At 33.1% G+C, this 17,038-nt stretch carries 18 protein-coding genes and 1 tRNA gene; 14 read left to right on the top strand and 5 right to left on the bottom strand.

Going from position 1 to position 17,038, the window contains the following annotated elements; translation table 11 throughout:
- Nucleotides 1-260: 260 nt before the first annotated feature.
- Nucleotides 261-2,528 (bottom strand): M1 family metallopeptidase, encoded by a 2,268-nt coding sequence (locus tag AP058_RS08155; RefSeq protein WP_066309023.1) that lies wholly within the window; start codon nucleotides 2,526-2,528, stop codon nucleotides 261-263.
- 176 nt (nucleotides 2,529-2,704) lie between these two features.
- On the opposite strand from AP058_RS08155, the gene AP058_RS08150 reads away from it, so the two are divergent.
- The 3 genes from AP058_RS08150 to AP058_RS08140 all read left to right on the top strand — a co-directional run bounded on the left by AP058_RS08150 (nucleotide 2,705) and on the right by AP058_RS08140 (nucleotide 4,795).
- Nucleotides 2,705-3,556: an aldose 1-epimerase family protein gene (locus AP058_RS08150; RefSeq protein ID WP_066309020.1), complete on the top strand. Its 852-nt coding sequence runs from the start codon at nucleotides 2,705-2,707 to the stop codon at nucleotides 3,554-3,556.
- A 1-nt stretch (nucleotide 3,557) separates the two neighbouring features.
- On the top strand, nucleotides 3,558-4,106 hold the full coding sequence (locus tag AP058_RS08145; RefSeq protein ID WP_066309015.1) for a GNAT family N-acetyltransferase: 549 nt from the start codon (nucleotides 3,558-3,560) through the stop codon (nucleotides 4,104-4,106).
- Nucleotides 4,107-4,237: 131 nt separating this feature from the next.
- Nucleotides 4,238-4,795, top strand: a complete 558-nt coding sequence (locus AP058_RS08140) for a DUF3575 domain-containing protein (protein ID WP_066309011.1) — start codon at nucleotides 4,238-4,240, stop codon at nucleotides 4,793-4,795.
- Here the strand turns inward: AP058_RS08140 and AP058_RS08135 are convergent.
- Nucleotides 4,792-5,016, bottom strand: coding sequence for a VF530 family DNA-binding protein (locus tag AP058_RS08135; RefSeq protein WP_066309007.1), 225 nt, complete (start codon nucleotides 5,014-5,016; stop codon nucleotides 4,792-4,794). The two genes, AP058_RS08140 and AP058_RS08135, sit on opposite strands and share 4 nt — an antisense overlap.
- A gap of 70 nt (nucleotides 5,017-5,086) precedes the next feature.
- On the opposite strand from AP058_RS08135, the gene smpB reads away from it, so the two are divergent.
- On the top strand, nucleotides 5,087-5,542 hold the full coding sequence (gene smpB, locus AP058_RS08130) for an SsrA-binding protein SmpB (RefSeq protein WP_066309003.1): 456 nt from the start codon (nucleotides 5,087-5,089) through the stop codon (nucleotides 5,540-5,542).
- A gap of 107 nt (nucleotides 5,543-5,649) precedes the next feature.
- A complete protein-coding gene (locus tag AP058_RS08125) occupies nucleotides 5,650-6,651 on the top strand; it encodes a helix-turn-helix domain-containing protein (RefSeq protein WP_066309002.1) in 1,002 nt (333 codons plus the stop codon).
- A gap of 228 nt (nucleotides 6,652-6,879) precedes the next feature.
- Here the strand turns inward: AP058_RS08125 and AP058_RS08120 are convergent, their stop codons facing one another.
- Nucleotides 6,880-7,521, bottom strand: a complete 642-nt coding sequence (locus AP058_RS08120; RefSeq protein ID WP_066309579.1) for a protein-L-isoaspartate(D-aspartate) O-methyltransferase — start codon at nucleotides 7,519-7,521, stop codon at nucleotides 6,880-6,882.
- A gap of 122 nt (nucleotides 7,522-7,643) precedes the next feature.
- Here AP058_RS08120 and AP058_RS08115 point away from each other — a divergent pair, with 122 nt between their 5' ends.
- The 9 genes from AP058_RS08115 (at nucleotide 7,644) to AP058_RS08075 (ending at nucleotide 16,375) form a co-directional block, all read left to right on the top strand.
- Nucleotides 7,644-8,609: a Gfo/Idh/MocA family protein gene (locus tag AP058_RS08115; RefSeq protein WP_066309000.1), complete on the top strand. Its 966-nt coding sequence runs from the start codon at nucleotides 7,644-7,646 to the stop codon at nucleotides 8,607-8,609.
- A gap of 87 nt (nucleotides 8,610-8,696) precedes the next feature.
- Nucleotides 8,697-9,590: a 3-hydroxyacyl-CoA dehydrogenase family protein gene (locus AP058_RS08110; RefSeq protein ID WP_066308999.1), complete on the top strand. Its 894-nt coding sequence runs from the start codon at nucleotides 8,697-8,699 to the stop codon at nucleotides 9,588-9,590.
- 11 nt (nucleotides 9,591-9,601) lie between these two features.
- Complete coding sequence (locus tag AP058_RS08105) at nucleotides 9,602-10,264, top strand: YggS family pyridoxal phosphate-dependent enzyme (RefSeq protein WP_066308992.1); 663 nt, start codon at nucleotides 9,602-9,604, stop codon at nucleotides 10,262-10,264.
- 55 nt (nucleotides 10,265-10,319) lie between these two features.
- Nucleotides 10,320-11,681: an exonuclease domain-containing protein gene (locus AP058_RS08100; RefSeq protein WP_066308990.1), complete on the top strand. Its 1,362-nt coding sequence runs from the start codon at nucleotides 10,320-10,322 to the stop codon at nucleotides 11,679-11,681.
- 25 nt (nucleotides 11,682-11,706) lie between these two features.
- The gene (locus AP058_RS08095; RefSeq protein WP_066308984.1) at nucleotides 11,707-12,546 is read left to right on the top strand and encodes an ion transporter; all 840 of its coding nucleotides are present in this window, start codon (nucleotides 11,707-11,709) and stop codon (nucleotides 12,544-12,546) included.
- A 183-nt stretch (nucleotides 12,547-12,729) separates the two neighbouring features.
- Nucleotides 12,730-13,653 carry a tRNA (adenosine(37)-N6)-dimethylallyltransferase MiaA gene (gene miaA / locus AP058_RS08090; protein WP_066308981.1) on the top strand — a complete coding sequence of 308 codons (924 nt, stop codon included), beginning with the start codon at nucleotides 12,730-12,732 and terminating at the stop codon, nucleotides 13,651-13,653.
- Between the two features lie 124 nt (nucleotides 13,654-13,777).
- Complete coding sequence (locus tag AP058_RS08085) at nucleotides 13,778-14,521, top strand: acyl-[acyl-carrier-protein] thioesterase (RefSeq protein WP_066308979.1); 744 nt, start codon at nucleotides 13,778-13,780, stop codon at nucleotides 14,519-14,521.
- Nucleotides 14,522-14,699: 178 nt separating this feature from the next.
- A tRNA-Tyr gene (locus AP058_RS08080) sits at nucleotides 14,700-14,781 on the top strand.
- A 292-nt stretch (nucleotides 14,782-15,073) separates the two neighbouring features.
- Entirely contained in the window at nucleotides 15,074-16,375 is a 1,302-nt protein-coding gene (locus AP058_RS08075) for a site-specific integrase (RefSeq protein ID WP_066308977.1), read from the top strand.
- 69 nt (nucleotides 16,376-16,444) lie between these two features.
- On the opposite strand, the gene AP058_RS08070 is transcribed toward AP058_RS08075, so the two are convergent.
- Nucleotides 16,445-16,765 carry a hypothetical protein gene (locus AP058_RS08070; protein ID WP_066308975.1) on the bottom strand — a complete coding sequence of 107 codons (321 nt, stop codon included), beginning with the start codon at nucleotides 16,763-16,765 and terminating at the stop codon, nucleotides 16,445-16,447.
- Nucleotides 16,743-17,024, bottom strand: a complete 282-nt coding sequence (locus tag AP058_RS08065; RefSeq protein WP_066308973.1) for a hypothetical protein — start codon at nucleotides 17,022-17,024, stop codon at nucleotides 16,743-16,745. The genes AP058_RS08070 and AP058_RS08065 overlap by 23 nt, the downstream gene beginning before the upstream one ends.
- Between the last annotated feature and the right edge of the window lie 14 nt (nucleotides 17,025-17,038).

The raw sequence follows: 17,038 nt of genomic DNA, 5'->3' as shown, positions 1-17,038 counted from the left end.
GAATATAAGTAAATACAAAAACGAAAACTCTAATGAATACTATACTAATAGCATCCGTACTTCGGGTGAAGTTGCAGAAAAGTTTGTCCGTGACGTAAAAGTTATATGTAAACTTATTTTATTCATTGATGCAAATGTACAATATTTATTTAAACCAACTATTTAATGAAGTGTTTGTAACAATTTTTTAATGCAATGTTATAAAAAAAGCCTCAAACAATGTTTGAGGCTTTTCGGTTTAATTTAATCGGTAAAAGAGTCTATTCTTTTGCAAACGGAATGGATTGTCCGTCGCTTGTAATCATATTTAATGCTGTTTTAGTACTATTAAATTCAAACTTCAAACCTGCTCTTTTCGATTCAAAGGTATCTTTTTGATCGTTTACTGGGGCAGCTATGAAACTAGGATAATCGGTTATGCTTACATTTAGAGTACTATTTTTATCTGAAAATGTAATTTTTATTGGTGCTTTTTTACTAGAATATACACCCAAATAATCGTCTAAAATTAGATCTTTTTCTATTTTTCCTGTTCCTACTTTCCAAACGTTATTTGAATCATTGTAGTCTGGAAAAGCGTGATCTGGATCTACAGTAATACTTTCAATTTCTTCAGTAGATTCATGTTTAAATGACCATTCGTTGTTGCGTTGCCAAACTTCAATAGGTAATTTAATTCTTGACAGTTTTCCGCTTTTTGTTTTTACTTCTAAAACAAAAGGCATCACCATTTTATCATTATTTTCAATATCAATAATAACCCCTTGCTTCGGATCATTTTTTACATATTTAATACCAGTAATACCTTGATCTAAACGCCAATTATTAAGAAACCAACCCCTCCAAAACCATCCTAAATCTTCGCCTGCAACATTTTCCATAGTTCTGAAAAAATCATCAGGAGTTGGGTGTTTGTACGCCCAACGTTTGATGTATTCTCTAAAAGCAGTATCAAAACGCTCTTCGCCTAAAATTTGTTCTCTTAAAATAGAAAGGCCGGTGCTTGGCTTGTAGTACAATAACATTCCGATGTTCGCTTCCTTCATATTATCAGGGGAGCTAAAAACGGTTTCTAAGGTTGAACCTGTAAATGCTTCTGCCATTTTATGATTGTCTCTTGGCGTTTCTTTGTATTCTCCATTATTAAAGTCAGCTGAACTTATAGAGTTGATGAATGTATTAAAACCTTCATCCATCCAGCCAAATAAGCGTTCATTCGAACCGACAATCATCGGAAACCAAATGTGCCCAAATTCATGATCAGTTACTCCCCATAAATCTTCTCCTTTTGACTCCCAGCTGCAAAACACAATACCAGGATATTCCATTCCGCCCTCATTTCCAGCTACATTTATTGCAGTTGCATACGGATATTCGAACCAACGTTTAGAATAATTTTCAATTGACCCTTTGGTATATTCTGTAGAACGTCCCCATGCTTCTTGACCTTCACTTTCTATAGGATAAACAGATAAGGCTAACGATTTTTTACCGCTTGGTAAATTAATTCGTGCTCCATCAAATATAAAAGCAGCAGAAGACGCCCATGAAAAATCACGAGAATTTTTTATCTGAAACTTCCACGTTTTCTCGCCAGAAATTTTAGCGCTAGCATTAGCAGTAACTTCGGCAGCAGAGCGAATCAGTACCGTTTTATCACTTTGTTTTGCTTGATTGTATCGTTTTTGTTCTTCCGAAGAAAGTACTTCAGAGGCATTAAGCAGCTCGCCAGAACCTACTACAATATGGTTGGCTGGTGCTGTAATTTCTACATCAAAAGTTCCATATTCCAAGTAAAATTCAGACGCTCCCAAGTAAGGAATCGTGTTCCAACCTCTTACGTCATCGTATACACACATGCGTGGATACCACTGCGCCATGGTGAATATTTTTCCGTTTTTAGTTTCTAAAACTCCCATTCTATCTGAACCTTCGTTTGGAGAAATAAAAGAATACTCGATCTTAATTTTTACCACTCCACCTTTAGATGCTAATTCTTGTGGTAAAAAAACTTGCATTCTGGTGTCAGAAACAACAAATTTTGCTTCTTGTTCTGAAGCTCGTTTTTTAGTGCCACTAATTACTTTTACTGACTTAATTTTAAATCCACCATCAAAAAGCTGACCCTGAGCGCCATTGCGACTACCCGTAAGTGGCACAATTGCATTTCCGCGAGAATCTTCTTTAAATAAGTTTTGTTCTAAATTCATCCAAACAAAAGACAATGCGTCTGGACTATTATTGGTGTAAGTAATTTCATCTGTAGCAACCAATTCGTTTGTTGTTTCATTTAATCTTACTTTTATTTTATAATCGGCACTATTTTGCCAATATTCTGGCCCCGGTTTTCCGCTCGCAGAACGTGTTGAAGTACCATTTTTAGTATAAAAATCAGGAGCAAAAGCATCGTGATAATTGTACTTTGATTCGGATGCTTTTCCGTCTTTAGATTCCTGTTGCGCCCAAGTCATGGAAAATGCAAACAATAAGGCCATCGTTAAAAGACCTTTACAACTGTAATTTTTCATTTGATAAAGAGGTTTAACTAGCAAATTAATGAAAAAAAATAGTGTTTAAGAAATTTTATTCAAAAGAATCAGTCAATTTTAGGATAATTTTATAGATTAGATATTTTACTCTATGGCTTTAAAAACTACTGGATTATCAAATATCTTTACAGTATTAAAATTAAAAAACAATTATTGTGATAACCGTTTTATCTAATTCTACTATTTCCGCAACTATAAAACATTTGGGTGCCGAACTTATTTCACTTAAAAATACTTTTAATAAAGAATACATATGGGAAGGAAATCCCTTTTTTTGGGGTAAACATTCGCCTGTTTTATTTCCGATAGTTGGTGCTTTACAAAATGATACCTATTCGTATAAAGACAAAGAGTATTCGTTATCGAGACACGGTTTTGCTCGTGATATGGAATTTAAATTGGTTTCTTCGTCCAGCGAAAGTGCAATTTTTTCTATCGAATCAAATTTAAAAACTTTGGAAGTTTATCCTTTTCAATTCGAATTTCAAATTATCTATACTTTAACAGCGTCTAAAATTAAAATTGCCTACAAAGTGATCAACAGAAATGACTCTGAACTGTTTTTTTCGGTGGGAGCACATCCTGCAATTGCCCTTTCAGAAAATTTTGAAAACTATGCAATTGCATTTGAAAAACCAGAAATTTTGAATCATTATTTATTAGAAAATAATTTAATTTCAAATAAGACAAAGCAAATCGACGTTACTACAAATCCCTTAGATCTAAATTACGAATTGTTTAAAAATGACGCTTTAATTTTTAAACAACTAGCGTCTAAATCGATTACGATTTTAGAAGATGAAAGACCGTATGTAAAAGTAATTTATAACGATTTTCCAAGCCTAGGTATTTGGACTGTACACAAAGCGCCCTTTATTTGCATTGAGCCCTGGCTGGGATATGCTGACACCATCAATAATTCAGGACAATTGGATAAAAAAGAAGGAATTATTAAACTGAATTCAAGAGCTACATTTCTTGCACAATTTTCAATCGAAATTTTATAAAATGCTACAACTTAATTTTGAACCTTTTCCAGAATTTGAATCCGAACGACTGATTTTTACGCGTACTGTTTCTAGTGATTTCCCAGAAGTTATTCGGTTGCGTTCCGATCCAGAAACGATGAAATTTATTCCAAGACCTTATATACTAACCGAGCAAGATGCTTTAGATCACATTGCAAATATTGATGAAAAAATTAATGCACTTGAAGGGATTAATTGGGCAATCAGAATTAAAAACTCTACCAAATTAAGTGGTTTAGCTGGACATTATCGCATACAGCCAGAACATTTTCGGGCGGAAATTGGCTATATGTTGTTGCCTGAATATCATGGTAAAGGATTCATGACAGAAGCGTTACAAAGGTTAGTTACCTATGGTTTTGAAGAAATGAAATTACATTCCATTGAAGCTGTGATTGACCCTAGAAACGATGCTTCTGAAAAAGTGCTTATAAAAAATGGATTTGTAAAGGAAGCACATTTTAAAGAAAATGAGTATTATAACGGAGAGTTTATTGATTCGGTAGTTTATTCGATATTAAATAAATAAAAAAGATTGCTATAGATTTAACTTGTTAAAATTTCATTATTGTAATTCTGTAAGTAACCTCACTTGACTTTTATGTTATATTTGCAGTCCAATCTTAAAAATTAGTTTTTATAAAAAACATCAAAATTCTTATGAAGAAAATCTTACTTCTTTTACTGTTACTTTTTGCAGTTAACTTACAAAGTCAAACTTACATAAAAGCAAATGCTTTTACTGCTGCAGTTTTAATCCCGAATGTTGCGATAGAAACTAGCATTGACGAAAAAACAACTTTTCAGTTTGATGTTATGGCTTCTTTTTGGAAATCTTTCGACGGACACCATCCCATGAAATTTTATACTTTTACACCTGAAATCCGCTACCATTTTAAGGAAAAGTATGATGGTTTATATATTGGAGTTCATACAGGATTTGACACCTACGAAATTCAAAAATGGAATTATTGGGGTACAAATTTATATGAAGATGGTTTTGGATATAGACTTGGCGCTACAGTGGGTTATAATGTTAAACTGAACGACAAATTTAATTTAGATTGCTTTTTTGGTGGCGGTTGGCATCAAGGTTTTTATCACGGGTATTATAATGATGGAACACCAGGCAGATATGAAAGAACTAAGAATTGGAATAAAAGTGGCGAATGGCTTCCGTACCGAGGAGGTATAATGATTTCTTATAAATTAAATTAAAACTTAGGCAGCGATTGAATATATAATTCTTCTACTTTTTTACGTGCCCAATCGGTTTTGCGCAAAAATGTCAAACTCGATTTTACAGAAGGATTTGTTGCAAAGCATTTAACTGGAATTATTTCAGCTAATGTATCAAAACCATAAAAGCCGACTAATTGTTCTACTATTTTTTGTAGCGTAATACCGTGCAACGGATCTTTAGACTGATTATTTTTCATTCGGCAAATTTATATCATTTCATCTAAAACAATTGCGGTTTCATTATTTTGTTATTAAATTTGTTGTACTATGCAAAAAACTGTTAACATATTAAATAAAAGAGCTCGATTTGATTACGAAATCATCGATACTTATACTGCTGGAATTGTTTTAGCTGGAACCGAAATTAAATCGATACGATTAGGTAAAGCAAACATAACCGAAAGTTTTTGCGAATTTAGCAATAGCGAACTATTTGCAATCAACACATATATAGAGGAATATGCTTTCGGAAATCAGTTCAATCATAAATCAAGAAGTGAGCGAAAATTGCTTTTAAAGAAAAAAGAATTAAAGTCTTTGGAAAAAAGTGTTCAAGCCAAAGGACTTACCATCGTGCCTTTAAAGCTTTTTACTAACGAAAAAGGTTTAGCCAAACTTCAAATTGGTCTTTGTCGAGGGAAGAAAACGTACGATAAAAGAGAATCTTTAAAAGAGCAAGATACTAAGAGAGACTTAGATCGAATTAAAAAAGCTTATAATTAAGACTTTTTTAATTGTTTTGAATCATATAAAATGCAGCTTCTTTGAGGAACTGCATTTTTTTTATTTAAATTTATGACAAAACAAGTCAAGACTAAACATTGCAGCATATGAATATACTTTTAAAAAATGCACGCGAACAAAAAGGGTTAAAAACACGGGAAGTGGCACAGATTTCAAAAATTGATCAAGCACTGATTAGTAAATTTGAAAGTGGTACTAGAAAACCAACTAAAGACCAAATTATAAAGCTATCCAATCTACTCGAAATAAATACAGATGATCTATTGGTTTTATGGCTTAAGGATAAAATTTTAAACGAAATAAAAAGCGAACCACTAGGTTTAAAAGCTTTAAAATTAGCAGAGGCAGAACTCCTTACAATTAGTGTTATCCAGCCAAAATCAAATTTTGCATTGCAAATTATCTTTGATGAAATTGCTGTTTTACAAGATCAATTTAAAAAAATCACTCCATTTGATTTGCGACGAATTACTAAACAAACCGAGTTAGAATTTACGTTTGAATGCAATAGAATAAATGGAAACTCCTTAAATTTTGAAGAAACTAAATTAGTTATAAACGACGGAATAACGATTGGCGGAAAACCCATGCAAGAACATTTAGAGGTGATCAATTTCTACGAAGCAGTTCAGTTTTGCAAAGACATTGTTCAGAGGAAAATCGCTTTTACCGAGAAAGAGTTGCTGCAATTAAAGGGAATTGTTAGTCGCGGTCTTCAAACAGATCAAACTGAAAAATATGTTGATAAAGTAGTCTGTCAGGAAATGGAAGTATTTTTTAAATGGTTTGAAAGTAATAAAAACCTACTATCAATTATAGAATTTGCTGTAGAATCACATTTAAAATTAATGACTATTCTACCTTTTCACAATGGAAACAATCAAATCGCATTGTTGGTAATGAATTTAATTTTACTTCAAAATCAACTTAACCTTACAATTATTAAGGGAGATTCCTTAAACAAAGAAAAATACATTGCCATTTTAGAGCAAAGTTTACTTTCAAATAACAACGCTCAATTTACAGAATACTTCGCAAAACAGCTAAAAGAAACGCTAACATACAGTTTGTCTTTGCAAAATAATTAAAAGCACGAACTATATTAAAATTACTTTTAATACACAGAAAAAGAGACTTCTGTAAGATTTAAAATAGGAGTTCCTTTTTTTAAAGGCGAAATAATATAGGAAAGGAATTTTTTTTTTTTTCAATTTCCTTTCTAAAATAAAATCGATCTTTATATGCGTTTACACAAAGTACCGTAACATCTTAGAAAATTAATTCGTTTAAGCCGAGAAAATTAGCAATATTTCGATCTAATTTCGATCTTCTAATAAAGGGACAAAACGAAACTCTCCAAACTCATGTTTTTCGAACTGGGTTTCATTCTTACGAATTAAAAGCGTCATGATTTGAACGTCTTCACCTAAAGGAATAACCAACCTTCCTCCTATTTTTAGCTGCGCCATTAAAGGTTTTGGTACAAATGGAGCACCAGCCGTAACAATTATACTGTCAAAGGGTGCATGTAGCGGCAAACCTTTATAACCGTCTCCAAAAGAAAGGTGTTTGGGGCGAATTCCTAATTTAGGAAACAAAATAGAGGTTGTTTTAAATAATTCATTTTGGCGTTCAACGCTGTAAACCTTTGCTCCTAATTTATATAACACAGCTGTTTGATAACCCGATCCTGTTCCTATTTCTAAAACTTTATCCTCTTTTTTAATCTGCAAAAGTTGCGATTGAAACGCCACGGTGTACGGTTGAGATATCGTTTGCCCCGCGCCAATAGGAAAAGCTTTGTCTTGATACGCATAATCCTCAAAACTTGAATTCAAAAATAAGTGTCTTGGTATTTTTTGAATCGCTTCTAACACCGCTTTATCATTAATGCCTTTTAGTTGTAAAGTCTTTACTAATTGATTTCTTAATCCTTGGTGTTTGGCGGTATCTTTCAATGCTGGAGGTTTAAATTTTGGTAAAAATAGCGGTAATAAAATCAAAAAGCAAAAGCCAAAATCCAATTCAATTTTTCTATATTTTAATTTGAATTCCCTATTTTTGTTAAAAATATACTATCATGCTAAAAGTAGGAGTGTTAGGTGCGGGTCATCTTGGTAAAATACATTTGCGTTTGTTACAACAATCTGATCAATACGAATTAGTTGGTTTTTACGACGAAAATCAAGAGTATGCCGAAAAAATATCTAAAGAATTTGGTTACACTAATTTTACTACCATTGCCAAACTAATACACGCTGTTGATGTTATAGACATTGTAACTCCCACTCTTTCGCATTATAAATGTGCTAAAGTTGCGATAAAATCAGGAAAACATATTTTTATAGAAAAACCAATTTCAAACACGCTTGAAGAAGCTCAAGAAATTATAGCTCTATCCAAAGAATACAATGTAAAAGGTCAAGTTGGTCATGTAGAGCGCTTTAATCCTGCTTTTATGGCCACTAAAGAAATGATCGATAACCCGATGTTTATTGAAACCCACCGTTTGGCCGAATTTAATCCGCGCGGTACCGATGTTCCTGTCGTTTTAGATTTAATGATTCACGATATTGATGCTATTTTAAGTGTTATTCCGTCAAAAGTTAAAAATATTTATGCCAGTGGTGTTTCGGTTATCAGCGATACTCCAGATATTGCAAATGCTCGAATCGAGTTCGAAAATGGCTGTGTTGCTAACTTAACTGCTAGTAGAATATCGATGAAAAATATGCGTAAAACTCGCTTTTTTCAGAGAGACGCCTATATCTCAGTTGATTTCTTAGAAAAAAAATGTGAAGTGGTTCGAATGAAAGATGCACCCGAGAGTCCAGGCGATTTCGATATGATTTTGCAAAATGCTGAAGGAATCAAAAAACAAATTTACTTTACCAATCCAGATGTAATGCAAAACAACGCGATTTTGGATGAGTTAGAATCTTTTGCAAACGCAATTAATACAGATACGACGCCAGTAGTAACATTAGAGCAGGCGACAGAAGCTTTAAAAGTAGCATATCAAATTATCGATTGCTTTAAAAAATAATTCCTAAAATAATTTAAAGTTTAAGGCTTGAAGTTCTTTTTGTGAGGCTTTAATCTTTAAACTTTTTAATTTTAAATAAAATATACAATGAAAACAATAGCAGTAATTGGAGCTGGAACAATGGGAAATGGAATTGCACATACTTTCGCGCAAAGCGGTTTTGTGGTCAAGTTAATTGATGTTTCCGAAAAATCATTAGATAAAGGAATGGATACGATAGCTGCTAATCTCGATCGAATGATTGCAAAAGGTACTATTACGCAACAAGATAAAATTAAAACCATTACCAATATTATTACCTATACTGATATTAAAGATGGTGTTGTTGGCGTTGATTTAGTGGTAGAAGCTGCAACAGAAAACGTTGATTTAAAGTTGAAAATTTTTAAAGAATTAAACGAAAGTTGCTCACACAATACGATATTAGCAACTAATACTTCGTCAATTTCGATTACTCAAATAGGCGCAGTAGTCTCGCATCCTGAGCGCGTAATTGGAATGCATTTTATGAACCCAGTTCCTGTTATGAAATTGGTCGAAATTATTCGTGGTTACAATACTAGCGATGAAGTGACACAAATTGTCATGGAATTAGCTGAGAAACTAGGAAAAACGCCAGTAGAAGTAAATGATTATCCGGGTTTTGTTGCCAACAGAATTTTAATGCCGATGTTAAATGAAGCAATTGAAACTGTATATAACAAGGTGGCAGGAGTTTACGAAATTGACACGGTTATGAAACTGGGAATGGGACATCCGATGGGCCCTTTACAATTGGCCGATTTCATAGGTTTAGATGTATGTTTAGCCATTTTAAATGTGATGTACGACGGATTCAAAAACCCAAAATATGCACCTTGTCCATTATTAGTAAATATGGTTCGTGCAGGTAAACTTGGCGTTAAATCCGGAGAAGGTTTCTACGATTATACGGAAGGAAAAAAAGCGGAAAAAATCGCCAGACAATTTCAAAATTTATAAAACACAGTGCTATGTCAATAGTTGAGAATTTAGAACAAATAAAGAATTCATTACCTGAAAATGTTACTTTGGTGGCTGTTTCTAAAACCAAACCTGTGACTGTTTTAATGGAAGCTTACAATGCAGGTCAACGCATTTTTGGCGAGAACAAAATTCAGGAAATGGTCGACAAGTTCGAACAAATGCCAAAAGACATTCAATGGCATATGATTGGACACGTCCAAAGCAATAAGGTGAAATTTATGGCTCCTTTTGTAAGTTTAATTCACGGCGTTGATAGCTTAAAATTATTGCAGGAAATCAATAAGCAAGCGCTGAAAAATAATAAAATTATCGACTGCTTGCTCCAAATTTTTATCGCAAAAGAAGATACAAAATTTGGTTTGGATGAAGAAGAATTGAAATCTTTATTGGAATCTGAAGAATTTAAACAACTGAAAAATATTCGCATTACAGGCTTAATGGGAATGGCTACTTTTACCGAAAATCAAAGTCAAATCGAAAAAGAATTCAGGTATTTAAAAGAAATTTTTGATACTTACAAAATAGTCTCTGCTGATAATTGTCAAATTGTAACGCTTTCTATGGGAATGTCTGGCGATTATCAATTGGCCACAGAATGCGGCAGTACTATGGTTCGCATTGGTAGCAGTATTTTTGGAGGACGATCATAATTTTACTCTATTTTTAAAGACTGAACATTAATTATTATACAACTGAACACTTAATTTGTACGCAATACTCGACATAGAAACTACTGGAGGACAGTTTAATGAAGAAGGAATTACCGAAATTGCCATCTATAAATTTGATGGTTTTGAAGTAGTAGACCAATTCATTAGTTTGGTAAATCCCGAAATTCCGATTCAACCTTTTGTGGTTAAATTGACCGGAATCAATAATGCCATGCTGCGCTCTGCTCCCAAGTTTTTTGAGGTTGCCAAACGCATCATAGAGATCACTTCCGATTGTATAATCGTGGCACACAATGCGTCGTTTGATTACCGAATTCTACGAACAGAGTTTCGACGATTAGGTTATGATTTTGAAGCTAGAACACTTTGTACAGTAGAATTAGCCAAGCAATTAATTCCGGAGCAACCGTCTTATAGTTTAGGCAAATTAGTTCGAGCGCTCGGCATTCCGATGGCAGACAGACATCGTGCCAATGGCGATGCCATGGCGACGGTGAAGTTGTTTAAAATGTTGCTCGAGAAAGACGTCGAAAAAACGATAGTTAAAGAATTTGTCAAGATCGAAGTAGAAAAAGGAATGACTCCAAAATTGCTAGATATCTTACGTGATTTACCAAGTAAAACAGGTGTATATTATGTACACAATCAAAGTGGCAGCATCATTTATATTGGTAAAAGTAGCAATATCAAAAAAAGAGTCAACCAACATTTTACCGGAATCACCAATAAAAGCAAACGCATTCAAAAAGACGTTTTTACAGTTACTTTCGAAGAAACGGGCAGCGAATTAATAGCACTTTTAAAAGAAAGTCAAGAGATAAAAGTTAATGCACCGATTTTGAATCGAGCACAGCGCAAAAATATTTTTATTTATGCAATTTACTCCGAGAAAGACGCTAATGGATACCTTACTTTAAAATTGCAAAAAACAGACGGCCGTAAAAGAGAAATTATGTCCTTTGTATCTGCGCAAGAAGGTAAAAATTTTCTATTTAGAATTACCGAAAAGTACAAGTTGTGTCAAAAACTAAACGGACTATATGAATGTAAAGATGAATGCTTTCAGTACAAAATAAAAGAATGCGATGGCGCTTGTATTGCAAAAGTATCAGCTCAAGTTTATAACGCACGCGCTCAAGATTTTATCAGCACCTACTCCTTTGAGAATAAAAGTATGATCGTTATTGACAAAGGAAGAACGATAAGCGAAAGAAGCGCTGTTTTAATTGAAAATGGTATTTACAAAGGTTACGCTTTTTACGATTTAAATTATCAAATTACAAATCCAGAAATCCTTAAAAATATTCTGATCTCGATGGAGAATAATCGCGATGTTAGAAGTATTATTCAAAATTTTATTCGAAAAAGTAAATCATTAAAAGTAATAAATTTTTAAATTTTAGCTTTTAAAAAAAATAAAAATGGCAAGAAGTATCTCTAAATACGAACACTTAAAAAATAGAATTTATACCATCATTTACAAAAGTGATACGGTGACAGGACGGCTGTTCGATTTAATTTTGTTAGGTATTATAGTGATTAGTGTGATCATTATAATGCTCGAAACCGTCGAAGGTTTTAGTTTAAAATACCATTCTACACTTATTATTATAGAGTGGGTTATCACTATTCTTTTTACTTTTGAATACATATTGCGAATTTTATGCATCAGTAGACCGTGGCGTTACGTGTTTAGTTTTTATGGAATTATTGATTTAATGGCAATTTTGCCCATGTTTTTATCCATTATTTTTCCCGCAACGACCATCTTTGTTATCGTGCGTTCATTGCGATTGTTTAGATTATTCAAAATTTTACACATTCCACAAATCAATCATCAGTACCTACAATTGCAATCGGCGATGAAATCTAGTAAGGAGAAAATTTTAGTTTTTATTTACTTCGTTTTGGTTTCCACTATTATTATAGGTAGTATTATGTATTTAATTGAAGGAAAAGAAAGTGGATTTACTAGTATTCCCGTCGGAATTTATTGGACAATAGTAACGTTAACAACCGTTGGTTATGGTGACATTACGCCAATTACAGGTTTAGGACAATTCGTTTCCTCTCTAGTTATGATTTTGGGATACGGAATTATTGCGGTTCCAACTGGAATTGTAACTGCAGAATTTGCCAAAAACGCCTTAAAAAACACTTTGCATACCAATAAAAACCCATGTCAACAGTGCGGAATTATTGATCAACCAGATAATGCCAAGTTCTGCTATCATTGCGGAAACGAGATAAATATTGTATAATTCTTAACAGAAGCTAATCCAGCTGTACTTTACAATTCCTCCTCGTTAAAACCATTTTTATAGGTCGCAAAAAGAGCTTCTAAAGTCGCTTTTTCGCAACCAAAAAAATTAAGTTTAAACAAGTTCGGGATTTCCATTTCCATCTGGGCTAAAAACCTACACAACTCATAAATTTAGCTTTCAATGAAATATCTTATTACTATTGTCGGACCAACAGCTATTGGTAAAACAGCACTCAGTATTCAGCTATCAAAACAATTTGGTTGCGAAATTATCTCGTGCGATAGTCGACAATTCTTTAAAGAAATGACCATCGGTACCGCTGTTCCGAATACTGAAGAATTAGCAGCAGTAAAACATCATTTTATTCAAAATAAATCAATCTTTGACTCGTATACCGTAGGTGATTTTGAGAAAGAAGCTTTACAAAAGATGGAACAATTATTTCAAAAAAATGATTATATAGTACTTGTTGGTGGCTCTGGATTATATGTAGATGCTGTATTAAAAGGATTTGATGAATTTCCGGAGATTCCTTCCGCTGTTCGCCAAAATGTTCAAGAAATATATACTTCACAAGGAATCGACGCTTTGCAGGATATTTTAAAAGAAAAAGACAATTCCTATTACAATCAGTTATTGTCCGACAATCCGCAAACCTTGCAAAACCCGCAGCGCATGATGCGTTTTACCGAAGTTTGTTTGGGTAGCCGAAAACCCTATTCGTCTTTTCTAAACCAAAAGAAAAACAACCGCAACTTCACTCCTATTTTAATCGGATTAGATGCTCAAAGAGCTATTATTTACGAACGAATAAATAAACGGGTTGATAGTATGATGAACGAAGGATTGCTGTCTGAAGCAGAGAATCTTTTTCCGAACAAAATATTAAACGCTTTACAAACCGTTGGCTACAGAGAATTGTTTTCTTACTTTGATAGAGAAATTACTTTAAACTTTGCGATCGAGGAAATCAAAAAAAATACGCGCCGTTTTTCTAAAAGACAATTGACCTGGTTCAAAAGAAATGAAGAAACGAAATGGTTTGATTATTTAACTCCTAAAGAGATAATAATTAGCTACGTACACAGTTTCAAAAAAAAGTAATCTATTAAATTACTACAATTCATCCTTTAAAGCAAAGCTAAATTTAAACGATTGAGTCGCAAATCATTTAAATATTCATATAAATATTAAAAGCTAGTTTTACATTCTATATAAAATAATACAAATGCCAATAGCACCCAACTTCAGCTCAGAACTCAGTAAAGAATGGGAAATTAATTTTACCCAATGCACGCCAAGTGGTTACCTAAAGTATACGGATTTATGCAATTTATTACAATTAACCGCAGCCGCACATTCTGAAATTGGCGGAATCAGTTTTACAGACATGCAAGAATTCAATCAGGCTTGGGTTTTAAGTCGCATGCGTGTTGAAATAAACGCGCTTCCAAAATCAGGTGATACAGTTGTGGTAAAAACATGGATTAATAGTTTAGAGAATTCCCGTTCAGTTCGCGCCTTAGAAATGTACGTTAAAGGGCAAAAAGTAGCCGGCTGTGAATCATTTTGGGCTGTTTTTAACACCAAAATTCGCCGTCCAGAAGCATTGGCTTTGCCCTTTGATCATTTCATACTTTACCCTGAAAAAAAAGCGACTAAAGAGTCCTTTTCAAAAATAAATATTAAAAGTGATAGCAAAGTGCTTTCTAACAAAATAGTCTTTCTATCAGATTTAGACATTGTCAATCATGTAAATAATGTCAAGTATTTAGAATGGTGTTTGGATTATGTTGATCCAAGTTTGATACTGACGCAGAAAATAGAAAGCTTCGAAATGAATTTTATGAAAGAACTCTCTTTGCAAGATGAAATAAAAATTCAGGAAAATAATACTGAAAACCGAAGTGTTTTTACTATTTCTAAAGACGAAAAGAATTGTTTTGCACTAGAATTAAATTGGAAAAAGTAGTTTTATTGTCCATTTGATAAGAAGAAAAGAGCACTTGAAAAAGATATTTTATTTTTATGTAATTCACTACCAATTAATTAAAAATAATATTAAAATAATGTGCTTTTTTTGTTTGTACAAATCAAAACAGTTCCTATATTTGCAACCGCTTAGCAACAGTTAAGCGCCGCAATTAGAAGGGGAGATACTCAAGCGGCCAACGAGGGCAGACTGTAAATCTGCTGACTACGTCTTCGTAGGTTCGAATCCTACTCTCCCCACGAAAAGGGCTAAAGATAAAGAAATCAAGGTTTCACAATCTTTTCAAAAACCCACAAAAAAACGTGTTAAGCCTGCAAATCCAACGATTTGCAGGCTTTTTTGCTTTTCTGCACTATTCAAAATTTACAAAACCACTCAAAGTTTTTGTGGCATAATCGTGGCACATTTAGGTATATAAAAAATGTGCCACAAAATAGCCGCTTAAGCCTTGTAAACAAAGGGGTAAACGACGTTAACGACTTGATTTGAATCGCATATAATTCTACATTTATTAATCTAAAAAATTGAATTATGTTAGAAAGCAGCTTTGGGTTGGCATTTTTTCTTAAGAGTCCCCGTACAGAAAGTAATTTTAGAAGCATCTACCTTAGGGTTACAGTTGATGGCATCCCCAAGGAAATATCCACAAAACGTAAATGGGAGCACAAACGTTGGGATCAGAAAGTCGAGAGAGCTATAGGAAGCAAGGAAGATGCCAGAGTGCTTAACTTTTTTTTAGATGCATTGATTCTGAAAATCAATGAGTACAGAACAGAGATTATGTATAGTGGTAAACCCCTAACCTCGCAAAAGATAATGGATTATGTTTTGGGAAATATTTCTCCACGAGTTAAGGTATTGGAGGAGTTTAAAAAACATAATGATGAAATGACCTCTTTAATTGGTCGTGGTTACGCAGAAGGAACACTGGATCGATTCACTATTACATTTAATCATCTTACAAAATTTATCAAGATCAAATTTAATGCCGATGATTTAGAATTCTCAGAACTTAATCTAGAGTTTATTAAGGATTTCGAATTTTTTCTGAGAACAGTTAGGAATTGTAGCAACAACACAACGCTCAAGTATATAGCCAATTTTAAGAAAATTGTTATCAGAGCTCTTGATAAAGAAATTATTATAAAAGATCCTTTCAAAAATTTTAAAAGTAAAAAAACAAAAATTTTTAAAAACCCTTTAACTACACAAGAACTATATGAGCTAGAAAGACATTATTTTACGACAGATCGATTAAATATTGTTCGCGACGTATTCGTTTTCCAGTGCTACACAGGCTTAGCATATATTGATGCTTATCAATTAAAAAAAACTGATATTAAAAAAGGAATCGATGGAGAACTGTGGATCATGTCTGAAAGACAAAAATCAGGATCTAAAACTAATATACCACTGCTGCCGCAAGCACTTGCTTTAACTAAAAAATATAAAGAACATCCTTTGTGCTTGCAACGTTCTACTGTTTTACCAGTATCTTCTAACCAGAAAATGAACGAATATCTAAAAGAAATAGCTAATCTTTGCGGGTTTCCATTCACATTGAATACCCATATGGCTCGTCGAACTTTTGCGAGTACAGTGACATTAAAAAACAATGTTCCTATTCATATAGTCAAGGAAATGTTAGGACATCAATCTGTTAAACAAACAGAGGCTTATGCAATTACAGAACAAGTTACAATTGGGCATGAAATGGCAATGCTTAATATGCGTATTAATAAACCTAAAACAGAAATCCTGGAATCTGATCTTGCTGTTCTTAATCGCTTGGAAAAAGAAATAAAGACTATAAAGGAAAAGTACAATATGTAATTCTTGCTTATGAAGTTAATAATTGTAAATAGTCGATTACAACATTTAAGAATGAAATGGTATAAAATATTAAAAGCCCGCTTTACGGGCTTTTATAGTTAATTTCACTACACTTCGATATCCAGGATGGTAGGAAGGTGTGTACATTATATATCCAAAATTTTGAAGTTCATTGAAATATTTGTGATAGGTTGGTAAAGTTTGCACATGAGATAAAGACATGATTCTGCTTCGACTTACGCTGATTAAACGCTTTTGTCTCTGTTTATATCCCAATTGCAGGATTGCAACCAGGATTGCTAAATGCCAAACATTTAATCTCGTATCTTCTGATAAAATATTGATATATTGAATAAATTTTTCTGCTTTACTCTTGGTTTTCTTTAGCATTTTTAAATAATTTTTCAAGGTCTTTTTTATTGTAATAATAAGATCCAAGCACTTTTTTATATCGCACTTTACCAGTCACCCTAAGGTTTTGTATTGAACCTGCAGACATGTCCATCATTTTTCTAACTGCCCTACTTTTTAACCATTTTGGACTGAATAAATCCGTTTCTCTCGATTTGCTTGTAAGAACATTGTAAATGTCATTTCTTAAATGCAATCCAAACTGGATTAAGTCTTCCTTTGTTATAATTTCGCTCATGATTTCATCTTTCA

The sequence above is a fragment of the Flavobacterium sp. TAB 87 genome (assembly GCF_001529295.1).
Classification (GTDB): Bacteria; Bacteroidota; Bacteroidia; order Flavobacteriales; family Flavobacteriaceae; genus Flavobacterium.
The sequence above is the reverse complement of the archived record's forward strand: the minus strand, read 5'-3'. Positions and strand labels throughout refer to the sequence as shown.

What these genes read in the sequence shown, in the direction of transcription:
- AP058_RS08135 (WP_066309007.1), bottom strand. Translation starts at nt 5,016, where the DNA reads ATGAAAAATAATCAGTCTAAAGATCCGTTGCACGGTATTACGCTACAA.
- AP058_RS08155 (WP_066309023.1), bottom strand. Translation starts at nt 2,528, where the DNA reads ATGAAAAATTACAGTTGTAAAGGTCTTTTAACGATGGCCTTATTGTTT.
- AP058_RS08065 (WP_066308973.1), bottom strand. Translation starts at nt 17,024, where the DNA reads ATGAGCGAAATTATAACAAAGGAAGACTTAATCCAGTTTGGATTGCAT.
- AP058_RS08140 (WP_066309011.1), top strand. Translation starts at nt 4,238, where the DNA reads ATGAAGAAAATCTTACTTCTTTTACTGTTACTTTTTGCAGTTAACTTA.
- AP058_RS08125 (WP_066309002.1), top strand. Translation starts at nt 5,650, where the DNA reads ATGAATATACTTTTAAAAAATGCACGCGAACAAAAAGGGTTAAAAACA.
- AP058_RS08075 (WP_066308977.1), top strand. Translation starts at nt 15,074, where the DNA reads ATGTTAGAAAGCAGCTTTGGGTTGGCATTTTTTCTTAAGAGTCCCCGT.
- AP058_RS08145 (WP_066309015.1), top strand. Translation starts at nt 3,558, where the DNA reads ATGCTACAACTTAATTTTGAACCTTTTCCAGAATTTGAATCCGAACGA.
- smpB (WP_066309003.1), top strand. Translation starts at nt 5,087, where the DNA reads ATGCAAAAAACTGTTAACATATTAAATAAAAGAGCTCGATTTGATTAC.
- miaA (WP_066308981.1), top strand. Translation starts at nt 12,730, where the DNA reads ATGAAATATCTTATTACTATTGTCGGACCAACAGCTATTGGTAAAACA.
- AP058_RS08095 (WP_066308984.1), top strand. Translation starts at nt 11,707, where the DNA reads ATGGCAAGAAGTATCTCTAAATACGAACACTTAAAAAATAGAATTTAT.
- AP058_RS08085 (WP_066308979.1), top strand. Translation starts at nt 13,778, where the DNA reads ATGCCAATAGCACCCAACTTCAGCTCAGAACTCAGTAAAGAATGGGAA.
- AP058_RS08115 (WP_066309000.1), top strand. Translation starts at nt 7,644, where the DNA reads ATGCTAAAAGTAGGAGTGTTAGGTGCGGGTCATCTTGGTAAAATACAT.
- AP058_RS08070 (WP_066308975.1), bottom strand. Translation starts at nt 16,765, where the DNA reads ATGCTAAAGAAAACCAAGAGTAAAGCAGAAAAATTTATTCAATATATC.
- AP058_RS08105 (WP_066308992.1), top strand. Translation starts at nt 9,602, where the DNA reads ATGTCAATAGTTGAGAATTTAGAACAAATAAAGAATTCATTACCTGAA.
- AP058_RS08110 (WP_066308999.1), top strand. Translation starts at nt 8,697, where the DNA reads ATGAAAACAATAGCAGTAATTGGAGCTGGAACAATGGGAAATGGAATT.